The sequence below is a fragment of the Vibrio ziniensis genome, from assembly GCF_011064285.1.
Lineage (GTDB): Bacteria > Pseudomonadota > Gammaproteobacteria > Enterobacterales > Vibrionaceae > Vibrio > Vibrio ziniensis.
Genome location: NZ_CP049331.1, coordinates 2,979,507 through 2,992,330, shown reverse-complemented (window position 1 = coordinate 2,992,330; position 12,824 = coordinate 2,979,507). Strand labels below are relative to the sequence as shown.

Sequence of the window (12,824 nt, the reverse complement as noted above, 5' to 3'; positions counted from 1 at the left end):
TTAGAAGTCCGAGTTAACAATTTTACATTCAAAGTCTAGGAAGCCTTTACAGGTGTCTGGAATAATCTTCGCAGCGTCACCTTTTTGGATTTTCAGTGCGGTTTCTTCATCGATGCCTACCCATGAATATTTTGGTTTAATACCATGGCTTGGAATGTTCACTACTTTACCTTCACCCACTGCAAACGTTTCTATCTCACCTTCGCTGTTTTTAATAGCGGTAGAGAACGCCACTTTGGCATCTGGTTGTACTTTTTTGTCTGAACCGATGGCAATTTTCACCATGCTAATATCGTCACATTGGCGCAGTTCAAGAACCGGTGCTGTTGCTGCAAGTAGTTGTTTGATCTTTGGATTGTGTTCAACAGCTTCTGCTGCTGCTTTCGTCGCTAAGCCTTCGTAACCTGCGTTAGTGATTGGGCAATCACTTCTCTTGGTTTCGGTACTTTTTCTGTGGTCGCCTGTCAGTTCAATACGGCTCACTAGGCTCATATCTGGCAAAGTAACCACTTTGGCGATCGCGTTTACTTCTACTTTGAAGCTACATTTCGCAGGAACTCGGTGGGTTTTACCTTTCTTATCTTTATAGGTATACGATTCTGAGTAGCTGTATGTAAGGTCGCTGCTGGTCACTTCAGTTAGCACGGCAAGGTCGGCAATTGGCACGCCTTTTTTGTTGTAGCGACCGCTTTGCTCAGCCAGTTTGATTTCACCTTTGAGTTTGTCCGCAATTTTACGGTCAACTAGGTTAGTACCGCTTGATACCACTTGGCTTTCCAAAGAGTTACGAATAACAGACTGCAGTTTTTTCTGTGCACTGTCTTTGAATTCAAAATCAACCGGTAACACGATAACTTTGCGATCTTCACTTGATTTAGCTGGAACCGAAGCTTCTGCAATAGGCACGGCTTGATCCGGTAAGCACACTCTTTCTGGGTCTGATGCACACCCTGCGAGAATCACAGTTAAGCCTAGCGCCACTGCACCTTTTTTAAACATCATAGACAACTCCATATTGTATTTTTTGTTATTTAATCCCTAGAGATTTCCATAACCCCTGGGTTTCGACGATTTCTGCGAAATGTCTTTGTGCTCCCTCTTTTGACAGAGAGTAGTTTGTTAAAGAATTACCACTTGAAATGATTTCGTTGCTGGCGAGCGTATTGCCTTGGCGGCCTTGAAGTGTAAGTGTGGTTAGCTGGGTGGTGATGAAAGCATCGCCAACCATACTTTTTCTGACTTCAGTGCTCATACGTAAATGATGTGTTGCTTGAGAGGTGTTTTTGAGCGAGGTTTTGACGCCTTCAACAGAGAATTTTTCAGCCAGTAGCTCTGCTGCTTTTTGATCGGATTTTGAGTTATTCAGTCGGATAACCAGACTGGATTGAGTCTTCGATACGGCTGCCGCCAGTGTTTCCATGTGAGGTGCTGTAGGTATGTCGTTAACTTCCATCGCACGTAGCATCGACTGACGTACAGCAATAAGCTCGGCTTGTTTGACTAATTCGCGGTTTTCTAACCACCAGATAAGTGAGTCTTGATGTTGCAGCTTTTGTAACTGCTGCTCAGCTTGTTGGTTGACTTGTTTAATGTCAGCCTGAAGCTGTTTAATGACCGATTCTCGCTTTACCTTGGCCTGAACGTAGTAGGCAATATCATTTTTATCGATTAGTGGGTACTCGATATCGGTAAACGTGACGGTTGCTGTTTTGCTGTTGATTTTGCTGTCGACTAGAGAAGACGATGAGGAAGCTGCATTGCTGCTCTGGTATACGTCACGGGATGAAAATGAAGAGTCGATTTGGGTCCACAGCTGGGCGTTGATTTGGTTAAGAGCGGATTTTTTTGCTTGATCTAAGCTGCGGCCTTGGCCGACAGAAACAAGATAATTGGGGTCATTGGTTGGTGGAGCATTATACCAATCGGGAGAGTTCGTTGATTGACAAGCCAATAGTGTGAGGCTCATAGAGCACACGAATAGGATCTTGTTCATTGCCAGCATTGATATATTCACTCTTTTTCATTTACTAATCCGACTTTGTATCTTATATCCATCGTTTTGTATGGGAATTTGTTTTTTGGTACGGGATCACATTTTTATGACAACGATCAGATTTTTTGTCTCAAAATGTATGCAAACTGAAAGTTTTAGGTCAATTCTTGGTCAAAACTTGAGGGTTGATTGCTTTTTTAAATCAAAACAATAGGAATGGGGACCTCGTCGGAAGGAGAGAATTCTGATGGTATTCGCTATTAGCTATAAATAGAGTGAATGCTCTTAGTTATCTAGCTTGAACAAAAAGCGGCTAAATAACCCGATGAACTCGTTCTCTTATATAAGCGATCACTTCGTTTTCAAACCAAGGGTTGTTTTTCAGCCATAAGCTGTTACGTGGCGATGGGTGAGGTAAGGGCAGATATTTCGGAGCCCACTTATGCCACTGTTTGACCGTTTCTGTCAGAGTACTGGGTTTGTCTTGCAGATAATAATTTTGCGCATATTGCCCAATCAGTAATGTCATTTCTATATTAGGCAGTTCTGCCAGTACGCTTTGATGCCACAGTGGTGCGCACTCTTTTCTTGGTGGCAGGTCTCCACTATTCCCTTTACCTGGATAACAAAGCCCCATTGGCATGATAGCGACGTGGTGTGGATTGTAGAAAGTGTCGCTATCAATATCTAGCCAGCTTCTCAGTCTAAGACCACTGGCATCATTCCAGGGAATGGATGTCTGATGAACCTTAATGCCCGGCGCTTGACCAATGATCAGCAGTTTCGCTGCGCGATGAGCTTGAATAACAGGGTTCGCGCCTAGTGGAAGTGAGTGAGTACACACATCACAAGCTCGGATTTGTTTCAGCAGCGGTTCTAGCATTGGTAACCTTTAATAACAGGTGAGTCGCTTTTCTCAGCGACGAATGAATGCGCGTTTGTGTTTGACGCCCATTCGCTGCTCGTCGATGCTCAGTCTGATCATATTTTTATCTAGGATGGTATTAGTCATCTTTCTCAGAAAATTAGTAGCCTTTCTCAAAATCAATGCGATTTTCGAGTTGGAAGCCATCGCGCCACAAACGGAAGTTGTGGGCAAAAATATCCACCACCTGATGAGGAAAACTGAGCGCGGCAATATGCGGTGTTACAGTTATGCCACTGTGTAACCAAAATGGGTGTTCCGCTGCTAAAGGCTCGCTGATAAATACATCGAGAAACGCGTGTTGAATATGGCCGGCTTCGATGGAAGGGATCAACTCTTCTTCAACCAGTATTGCGCCGCGTCCAACGTTAAACAGCAGCGCATTTTTGCAGTAACCGAGTGTGATTTTATTGAGTAATCCTTTAGTGCGTGGCGTATTCGGTAACGTGTTGACCACGACATCTGCTTGTTGCATGGCACTTTGCAGTTCGTTGATATGGTAAGTCTCATGAAACACGCCGTTTTTGGCTGGAATGCCGGTACTGTTAATTCCAATGATTTTAAGACCAAAGCTGGCAGCCACATTCGACAGGTGAGCGCCTATCGAGCCTGTGCCCAAAATCAGCATCACTTTGCTATCTAAGGATTGGTAAAAGTGTTGCTGCCACTGTTGTTGCTGTTGTTGGCCCTGATAAGTAGGGAAATGGCGGTAATGGCTGATCATATAGCCCAGCACGTATTCAGCAATCTGTTGACCAAAGATGCCTTTGACATTAGTCAGTTCGTAATCTTGGCGCATGTGGGGAGCGATGAGGGCATCCACACCGGCAAAAGCCGATTGTAGCCATTCTAAGTTAGGGAACTGGTCAAGACACTTAGCCGCCATGGGTGGCGCAGCGAGCAGTATTGAGGCTTGCGCTCTGTCTTCGGTGATCTCTAAGTCTTCTAACTGATGTGATTCGATATGTTGGCGATAGACATCATTTTGTTCCGTCAAAATATAAAGCTTGTGAGTGAAATTGTTCATAACAGCGGCTTTTTTCCCCGTAGTTTATCCAGTACACTTCCGCTGTCTATTTTCCTCAACGGTTGAGTGCTTATGCTGCAAAATCCTGTACAGGTTCGTCTTGAGAAGTTTGAACCTTGGCAACAAATTACGTTTATGGCTTGTTTGTGTGAGCGTATGTACCCTAACTATGCCATGTTTTGTGAAAATACTGAATTTGGTGATGCTCGTGTTTATCGCGACATTCTTGATAGTGTTTGGGAACAGTTAACCGTCAAAACCGCAAAAGTGAATTTTGAGCATCAGTTGGAGAAGCTGGAAGAGCTGATCCCAAATGCTGAAGATTTCGATATGTATGCTGTTTTTCCTGCGATTGATGCCTGTGTGGCGCTGTCAACTCTGCTTCATGGTCTATTGGATCGTGATTACCTGTTCGAAAATATGCTTGAAGTAAGCCAAATTTCGGTAATGACGGTGGCGCAGTTAGAAGAAGCGCAAACGGGTGAAGAGATCACTAACGACAATCAAAAACAGAACGAAGCGGTTTGTGCGGAGTGGGATGTGCAATGGGCTATCTATCGTCCGCTACGTGAGACCGAAGGTCGTGACATTGATTTGATCAAAGATTTACGCCAAGAACTGCGTGAAGAAGGGGTCAGCAATATTGGTGTTGCGCTATAAGCATGTATTGGTTGAAGAGTGTTGCTCGGATAAAAGAGGCTCTGGTGCAAGCGCTGGATTTTCGTTCGCGTATCTGGGTCGTCAGAGTGTCTGAGTCAAAATTGAAAGATGAGTCGTTCGTGATTAACGAAGACAGTTTTCAAGAACCCCTACAATGGATGAAACGTCGTCAATATAGCTTACCGATGTTAGAACAAGTGGAAAGTATGCGGGTGTCTCAAGTGCGTACTTTTCATGTGGGTCAGCAAACTCATAGTTTGGTCAGGGTTAAATAGTTTAATAAGAGTTAAATAAATTTTGGTCGTCGAATTTGTATTTCGACACCAGATACTTATTGTTGCTTGTATCACTAAGCTTTATGCGGCGTCATAGCATATTGGTGTTAATCCTGTCTGTACTTGCTTAGTCTTTAAAGCAAATTGTGAGTTGAAGCTCAGATTATGGTTAAAACTAAGTCATTTAAGCAGAAGTTGCATGACAAACCTTTGCCAGCTAGGGCACTTATGCTTTAGAGTGAACTGAATTCGATAACCTATCCAGAAGGGAAAACTAATGAACAAGACCCAATTAATCGACTTTATCGCAGAAAAAGCAGACCTATCTAAAGCTCAAGCAAAAGCTGCTCTTGAAGCGACTCTAGGCGCAGTTGAAGGTGCACTAAAAGATGGTGACCAAGTTCAACTAATTGGTTTTGGTACATTCAAAGTAAATCATCGTGCAGCTCGCACTGGCCGTAACCCAAAAACTGGTGCTGAGATTCAAATCGCTGCAGCAAACGTTCCTGCATTCGTGGCAGGTAAAGCACTGAAAGATTCTATTAAGTAATCTATACTACGCCGAGGTGGTTCTATCTCGGCGTTCTTTTTATGAAAAAAATTCTTCTCTCTCTTATCACTACCGCTATGGTAGTTGGATGTTCATCCTCCGCTACATCTAATTTCAGTAAACAGTCCCATTATTCTGGTGGCCAACGGGTAAGTGATACTACTCACTACTACTGGTTCACTGAAAGTACCTCGCAATCCGTGTCTGCGGCTGATCATGTTACTTCAGAGACGAATGGCTGGTATGAAACGTCTTACCGTTGGGACGAAGGGAATGTGCGTGAAGTTGTCCGTAAGGGCGAGCAACTCAAAGCTGGGGAACTCGTGCCATACACGGTACATGTCCGCTTTAATAAAGATGGTGAAGCTGTTTATCAGCAATACCGAGTCGAGAAAAAGATCCTCCCTCTGAATGAAGGGCAGTTAGAACGTTATGTGTTAGAAGCCGAATCGATCGGCAATATGACTAAAGACCAGAATAAGAAAGGCTTAGAGCTGCTTCAGGGTTTTTGGGATGGAACCACGTTTGAACTGTGCAATGGGAAAGATTACACAGAGGTTGAGTTTAATAATACGCTGCCTAGCTTTGTCATGAGCCGCTTATCTAGTCTCGATAACTACATCGGCTTTCTTGGCAAAATCCGCAACAACACGGTTTATATCGACGAGTTATTAATTCTCGCTGACGATGACTACGATTGTGTTGAACGCCCTAATTTGATTGACTGATTTTTTCAAATATCAGTGAAAGCAACCTCACCAGCTTCCCTTTGTAAAGGGGGAGGAGAAGTGCGTTATACCATTCTGGATAATTTCCTGATCAGTGAATAGGCGTCGATAAGCAAACCCTCTGAGCCATGGATGGCTCGGCGGAGCTTCAGGGACGAATGAATGCGTGTTTGCGTTTGACGCCTATTCGCTGTTCTACCGATGCTCAGTTTGATCTTATTTTTATCTAGGATGGCATTATTTCCCCTTTAAAAGGGGAGGAGCGGAGAGCTTTTAGTTCTCCCCCTTATGAAGGGGGAGTTAGAGGGGGTTTTTAGGCAGTATTATTGTGCTTGCTCGCGAGCAATAGCACGGTAGCCGATATCATTACGGTAGAATACACCGTTCCAATCAATCTGCTTGGTAAGTTCGTAAGCACGTTGTTGTGCTTCAGATACTGTATTACCCAGTGCTGTTGCACAAAGCACACGACCACCATTAGTGACTACGTTGCCGTCTTTTTCTGTTGTACCCGCATGGAAGACTTTTTGACCTTCAACTTCAACCGTTGGCAGACCAGAAATCACATCACCTTTGTTGTAATCGCCAGGGTAACCACCCGCAGCCAATACGATACCAATAGAAGCGCGTGGGTCCCACTTAGATTCCATTTGATCAAGTTTGCCGTCAATCGCAGCTAGGCAAAGCTCAACTAAGTCTGATTGCATGCGCATCATGATTGGTTGAGTTTCTGGATCTCCGAAGCGGCAGTTGTACTCGATAACTTTAGGCGTGCCAGCTGCATCGATCATCAGACCTGCGTATAGGAAACCAGTGTATGGGTTACCTTCCGCTGCCATACCACGTACCGTTGGGTAAATCACTTCTTGCATGATGCGGTCATGGATTTCTTGAGTAACAACCGGAGCAGGAGAGTAAGCACCCATACCGCCAGTGTTAGGACCGGTATCTTTGTCGCCGACACGTTTGTGGTCTTGGCTGGTGGCCATTGGTAGCACGTTTACGCCATCAACCATGACGATAAAGCTTGCTTCTTCACCATCAAGGAATTCTTCAACCACAACACGGCTGCCTGCACTGCCAAAAGCATTGCCTGCTAGCATATCTTTGATGGCATCTTCTGCTTCCTCAAGAGTCATCGCAACGATAACGCCTTTACCTGCAGCAAGACCGTCTGCTTTCACAACGATAGGTGCACCTTGCTGACGAACGTAAGCCAATGCTGGCTCAATTTCAGTAAAGTTAGCGTATGACGCTGTTGGAATGTTATGACGCGCTAAGAAGTCTTTAGTGAAAGCTTTTGAGCCTTCCAGCTGAGCCGCAGCTTGAGTTGGACCAAAAATAGGTAAACCCGCTGTACGGAATGCATCAACCACACCGATAACCAGTGGCGCTTCAGGACCAACAATCGTTAAATCAATCGCATTTTGTTGTGCGAATGCCACTAGACCTGCGACATCTTCAACCTGAATCGTTACGTTTTGTAGCTTTGGCTCTAGTGCTGTACCAGCATTGCCCGGTGCGATAAAGATGTTGTTTACGTTAGGGTTTTGAGCCACTTTCCAACCAAGTGCATGCTCACGACCACCGGAACCAATAATCAATACATTCATTCTTTAAAATCCTTATAGCTGCGCCAATGACATTATTTCTGCGTCAAAAGTGCTCATTTATACTTATAAACTGCGCACTTTTTCCTTGAACTAAAGACATTGGCTTGCTCTAACGCATTTCAAAATTTATCTAATTTAAAATGCAGAATTAATTTGTTTTATGTTCTCCCCCTTATGAAGGGGGAGTTAGAGGGGATTGCTTTCAAATAAGCTAATTTGATAGCAGTGGAAGCAACCCCACCCAGCCTCCCCTTGATAAGGGGAGGGGCTTTTTCTTAGTGGCGGAAATGACGCATGCCGGTAAAGATCATCGCCATGCCGTGTTCGTCCGCTGCTGCGATGACTTCGTCATCACGCATTGAGCCGCCTGGTTGGATTACGCATTTAATGCCAGCTTCTGCTGCTGCATCAATACCATCACGGAACGGGAAGAATGCGTCTGAAGCCATTACGCTACCAGCTACTTCAAGACCTTCGTCTGCAGCTTTGATACCTGCAATTTTAGCTGAGTATACGCGGCTCATTTGGCCTGCGCCGACACCGATAGTCATGTCGCCTTTTGCGTAAACAATCGCGTTTGATTTCACGTACTTCGCAACTTTCCAGCAGAATAGGGCATCTTTTAGCTCTTCTTCTGTTGGTTGGCGTTTAGACACTACTTTCAGGTCATCAAGTGACACCATGCCTTGGTCGCGATCTTGAACCAGTAAGCCACCGTTAACGCGTTTCACGTCAAAACCGGTAGTCTTAGTTGACCATTCACCACACTCAAGCAGACGCACGTTTTTCTTCGCCGCAACAACTTCAATCGCTTCTGCAGAGACTTTTGGCGCGATGATCACTTCAACGAACTGGCGTTCAACAATCGCTGAAGCGGTTGCTGCGTCGAGTTCTTGGTTGAAGGCGATAATGCCACCGAATGCTGACGTTGGGTCAGTCTGGTAAGCGCGGTTGTAAGCTTCTAGGATGTCTTTACCCAGTGCAACACCACATGGGTTCGCGTGTTTTACGATCACACACGCTGGCTCGGCGAATTCTTTTACACACTCAAGTGCAGCGTCTGTGTCTGCGATGTTGTTATAAGAAAGTGCTTTACCCTGAATTTGTGTTGCAGTTGAAACCGACGCTTCTTGTGGGTTTGCTTCTACATAGAAAGCTGCAGATTGGTGACTGTTTTCACCGTAACGCATGTCTTGTTTTTTCTCGAACTGCATGTTGAAGGTGCGAGGGAACTTACTCTCTTCGTCACCTTCTTTGTTCTCGCCGTAGCTAGGAACCATAGTGCCGAAGTAGTTCGCGATCATGCCGTCGTATGCCGCTGTGTGTTCGAATGCAGCGATTGCTAGGTCAAAACGAGTTGCAAGTGTTAGAGACTTGTCGTTGGCATCCATTTCAGTGATGACACGGTCGTAATCTGAAGCGTTAACCACGATAGTCACATCTTTGTGGTTTTTCGCCGCAGAACGAACCATTGTTGGGCCACCGATATCGATGTTTTCAACTGCGTCTTCTAGAGTACAACCTGCTTTCGCAACAGTTGCTGCGAATGGGTAAAGGTTTACTACCACCATATCAATCGGGTTGATACCGTGAGTAGCCATGATTTCATCATCTTGGCCACGACGGCCAAGTACGCCACCATGAACTTTAGGGTGTAGTGTTTTTACTCGCCCATCCATCATTTCCGGGAAGCCGGTGTAGTCTGAAACTTCAGTCACAGCGATGCCTTTCTCAGCAAGAAGGCGAGCTGTACCGCCAGTAGATAGGATATCGACACCGCGCTGTGCTAGCGCTTGGGCAAACTCAACGATACCAGTTTTATCTGAAACACTGATCAGTGCGCGACGAATTGGACGAGCGTTACTCATGCTTCCACTTTCCTTAAATTCATGGAGTTGATATCCCTTTGTATAGAGTGTTGCTTGGACGGATTCGCCTATCAGCAACGCCATATAGTCAGGGATAAGAAAGATGTTTACCAAAATGATCTTGGGTGATGCCGTACATCACAGCTTGGTCAATTTTGGTAAAGACCTTTTGTTCATTTCAAGAGTATGGACGTTTTCGGATGGCGCGTATTCTAACCAATTTATTACAAAAGATCTCGCGCAATCGTTTGGCATGTGCAAAATAATAGCTAGAAATAAGTTTTTCAAGCAAAAAAAGTAACGAACTCGTAAATAGTTTAAGTTGTTGGTTAAAGGGTAGGCGATAGTAGTGTTCGATATGTTCAAGCTCAGAAAGTGAAGCACAGATAAAAGAAAACGGTCAGGTTAAAAGAAAACCCGACCGTTGTTTTATACCATCCATGGCTTGGAGGGTTTGCTTATCAACGCCCATTCACTGATCAGGAAATTTTCCAGAATGGTATGATGGGCGATTATTGAACCCATTAGAGTTGGTTATTGCAGCTTCATCCAACGATTGTAAAGTGAATTTGCGAAGTTTTCGCTTTTCACTAGGATGTTGGCGATGGTGTAAGAATCCGCAGATTCGTAGGTGATATACATATCATCGTTGCCGACTAATGGATAAACAATCCACGCACTACCGTCGTCATAAATATCGGCGACAGATAAAGCACCATCTTCGGTAATTTCCCATGTTGTTGATGAAGTGCTTTCGCCTTCTAGCAAATCAACGCTACCATCTGTGTTAAATGTCATCTGAACCATGGTGACATCTGGCGTTGTCGTTGTTGAATCGTCAAACAACACGTAGAAGCTTTTCTCTGCGATCTGCTCAGCCTCAAAGCCGATAGCGCTGGTTGCCGTTGAGAAAACAAGTAGGTCACCGTCGCTAGTAACGTCCAAATAAAACGCATCGCCTTCATTACTGTGCTTATCCTTGCCGTAATAGATGATAGTTTCTTTGCTTGTCTCGCCATCTTCCGTGAAGGAAAAACCATCTGCACTAAAGGTTGCTTCGCCTTCAAACGTATTACTTTCGCCATTTTTTTGGTTGTTGAAGGTAAAATCTACCGTGCCATCGCTATTTTTGACATCAGAGAAGTAAATAGTTGATACGCCTTCATTGATGCTATAAGCCGTATTGGTATTTACGCCGTAATAACTGTGACCCATCATGGCACTTTCAAGTGTGCCTACGGTTCCAGTGGTTGACGCTGTGTTGCTGTCGTCCAGTTCGACCACCAGATCATCAAGCTCTGATTTATCGCTCGCGTTGTCATACGCAGTATCTACAGCGGCTTTAATCGCGTTAACTTTGTCTTCAAGACCAGCCGTTTCTTCACTATCTAATGATGTGGCTAATGCCGCTGTGATTGAGCGCGCCGCTAAGTGTGCTTTGGTGGCATTGTTGGTTGTGTCGCTGTCTGAACTTGCTTTTTTCTCAATATAATCTGACGAGATGTATTCCACATCGATACCGAGCTGTGTAGCTACTTCATCAAGTGTTTGACCAGATTGAACCGCGTAAGTTGAGAATGGTGTGATAACCGTACTTCCAGATTCAGCGATAAGCTCTACATCGCTCGCAAGATAGCCACCGTTATCGGTGTCGTAAGTTTGACCCGCAATCGCTTTGATAATGATTGGGTATTGTTTGTATTGCTCATCAACTGCCAGTTGGCCTTCATCGCCAGTAACACCGAGTTTGACGTCAGCGCTGGTAAGAGTATTTGAAGTATCCATATCCGCATAAACTTCAGCACCGACTAAGTAGCCGTCAATGGCTTGAATCGTGTAAGAGCTTGCTGATGGTGTTTCACTTGAACCGCTGGAATCACCGCCGCCACAGCCAGCCAGTGCTAGTGCGATTGTTGAGGAAAGGATAGATAGCTTTATTAAGCCTTTAGATTTGTTGTTATACATGTTTTAGACAACCTTAGTGACATAATCTGAAAATATGAATCAAGATCATAAAATGAATAATGCACTTGGATTTATACGCATCAGTAATGTGTATGTAAATTGCTTAACCCATTAATGGTGGTGATGTTTGTCACAAGTTTTGGTGTATGCAATGTTACATTTACAATATTTGTGACAGGTATTGAGGTTCGCTCTAAGCATCGATGCACCATTTAGATTGTCTTAAGCTCAAACTTCTGTCCTGAAGATTGTTATTTTCTGCAGCATGATGCCATTGGTGATATCAATTCGGTGGGTTATATCGCGGTCGCCTTTTTCTTATGTGCTGCGAACTGAGTTATGACTAAAAATAAAAGTTATTTAAAGGTTAATTCTGATCATGATGGCGATGCTCAGATTAACAGATAGATTTTGTGTATATATATTGCTCTATTTTAGTTTAATAAATTGTTAATGGCTTGTGTTGGGTGTTCGTGTTTTATAAAAGATGAGTTTTTTATCAAGCTAGTTATACAAAGGTATCGAGTACTAAAAAGAGTGCGAATGTATGGGTTTTGTAACTGGTTTTTATATAAATTCATAAAAAACAAATAATTATATTATTAAAACTTTAACTAGCACTTAATTAAAAAATATTTAGAATAAAGGCTCTGTAACTATATCCATCGATTAACTAGCTTAAGCGAATTTTATCTGAATGGAAGCGGATGATGTTTATCATGCCGTGAAATATAGATACGGATTATAAATAATAAAATATTTACTGTTAAATCAAGGAAATTTGAATGAATAAGAAGTTAGTACTGCAAGTATTGGGGCTTGCATTAACTGCGAGTATTACTGCTGGCTGTGCCAGTAATTCAGCGTCATCATCAGCACAATCTTCAGAAGCTGCGGTAACGAATACTCAAGTTGCGGGAAATATTCCGGCGAAAAGTAAGTTCGCAAAAGTGAAAGTTGGTATGACTATGGGTGAAGTGAACAGCTTGATTGGTAACCCTACTGATAGCACTACCTACATCACAGGTAAATCTTTCATTCCGTTTTATTTTGGTAATGATGCTGCACGTATAGAAGCTCTATATAAGGGTGAAGGACGCATCATCTATACGGGTGGTAATGCTTTTGGCAGAAAGTACCGAGTTTATAAGATCGCTTATAACCCGAGTGAACCAGGTTTCACTAAATAAGATTCTAAAAAGGCAATCAGTGTATTGCCT

Annotated in this window: 12 protein-coding genes and 1 pseudogene; 5 read left to right on the top strand and 8 right to left on the bottom strand. The window is 43.7% G+C overall.

Features of this window, described 5'->3' with window-relative positions; translation table 11 throughout:
* The 4 genes from G5S32_RS13840 to G5S32_RS13825 all read right to left on the bottom strand — a co-directional run bounded on the left by G5S32_RS13840 (position 1) and on the right by G5S32_RS13825 (position 3,945).
* The gene (locus G5S32_RS13840) at positions 1-999 is read right to left on the bottom strand and encodes a hypothetical protein (protein WP_165312809.1); all 999 of its coding nucleotides are present in this window, start codon (positions 997-999) and stop codon (positions 1-3) included.
* Positions 1,000-1,027: 28 nt separating this feature from the next.
* Positions 1,028-2,014 carry an LPP20 family lipoprotein gene (locus tag G5S32_RS13835; protein WP_246201019.1) on the bottom strand — a complete coding sequence of 329 codons (987 nt, stop codon included), beginning with the start codon at positions 2,012-2,014 and terminating at the stop codon, positions 1,028-1,030.
* Positions 2,015-2,306: 292 nt separating this feature from the next.
* Positions 2,307-2,876 carry a uracil-DNA glycosylase family protein gene (locus G5S32_RS13830; protein ID WP_165312505.1) on the bottom strand — a complete coding sequence of 190 codons (570 nt, stop codon included), beginning with the start codon at positions 2,874-2,876 and terminating at the stop codon, positions 2,307-2,309.
* Between the two features lie 142 nt (positions 2,877-3,018).
* On the bottom strand, positions 3,019-3,945 hold the full coding sequence (locus G5S32_RS13825; RefSeq protein ID WP_165312504.1) for a D-2-hydroxyacid dehydrogenase: 927 nt from the start codon (positions 3,943-3,945) through the stop codon (positions 3,019-3,021).
* 72 nt (positions 3,946-4,017) lie between these two features.
* Between G5S32_RS13825 and G5S32_RS13820 the strand changes: the two genes are divergently transcribed.
* The 4 genes from G5S32_RS13820 (at position 4,018) to G5S32_RS13805 (ending at position 6,158) form a co-directional block, all read left to right on the top strand.
* Positions 4,018-4,605 (top strand): YjaG family protein, encoded by a 588-nt coding sequence (locus G5S32_RS13820; RefSeq protein ID WP_165312503.1) that lies wholly within the window; start codon positions 4,018-4,020, stop codon positions 4,603-4,605.
* Positions 4,606-4,607: 2 nt separating this feature from the next.
* Positions 4,608-4,880, top strand: coding sequence for a hypothetical protein (locus G5S32_RS13815; RefSeq protein ID WP_246201017.1), 273 nt, complete (start codon positions 4,608-4,610; stop codon positions 4,878-4,880).
* Between the two features lie 277 nt (positions 4,881-5,157).
* Positions 5,158-5,430 (top strand): nucleoid-associated protein HU-alpha, encoded by a 273-nt coding sequence (gene hupA, locus G5S32_RS13810; RefSeq protein ID WP_165312502.1) that lies wholly within the window; start codon positions 5,158-5,160, stop codon positions 5,428-5,430.
* A 41-nt stretch (positions 5,431-5,471) separates the two neighbouring features.
* Positions 5,472-6,158, top strand: a complete 687-nt coding sequence (locus tag G5S32_RS13805; RefSeq protein WP_165312501.1) for a DUF1481 domain-containing protein — start codon at positions 5,472-5,474, stop codon at positions 6,156-6,158.
* 323 nt (positions 6,159-6,481) lie between these two features.
* On the opposite strand, the gene purD is transcribed toward G5S32_RS13805, so the two are convergent.
* The 4 genes and pseudogenes from purD to G5S32_RS13790 form a co-directional block, all read right to left on the bottom strand.
* Positions 6,482-7,771 carry a phosphoribosylamine--glycine ligase gene (gene purD / locus G5S32_RS13800; RefSeq protein WP_165312500.1) on the bottom strand — a complete coding sequence of 430 codons (1,290 nt, stop codon included), beginning with the start codon at positions 7,769-7,771 and terminating at the stop codon, positions 6,482-6,484.
* 275 nt (positions 7,772-8,046) lie between these two features.
* Positions 8,047-9,639, bottom strand: coding sequence for a bifunctional phosphoribosylaminoimidazolecarboxamide formyltransferase/IMP cyclohydrolase (gene purH / locus G5S32_RS13795; protein WP_165312499.1), 1,593 nt, complete (start codon positions 9,637-9,639; stop codon positions 8,047-8,049).
* 199 nt (positions 9,640-9,838) lie between these two features.
* Positions 9,839-9,931, bottom strand: a pseudogene (locus G5S32_RS21515) (phosphoribosylamine--glycine ligase); the annotation flags it as partial.
* A 242-nt stretch (positions 9,932-10,173) separates the two neighbouring features.
* On the bottom strand, positions 10,174-11,604 hold the full coding sequence (locus tag G5S32_RS13790; protein WP_165312498.1) for a hypothetical protein: 1,431 nt from the start codon (positions 11,602-11,604) through the stop codon (positions 10,174-10,176).
* A 785-nt stretch (positions 11,605-12,389) separates the two neighbouring features.
* Here G5S32_RS13790 and G5S32_RS13785 point away from each other — a divergent pair.
* On the top strand, positions 12,390-12,794 hold the full coding sequence (locus G5S32_RS13785) for a hypothetical protein (RefSeq protein WP_165312497.1): 405 nt from the start codon (positions 12,390-12,392) through the stop codon (positions 12,792-12,794).
* Positions 12,795-12,824 lie beyond the last annotated feature (30 nt).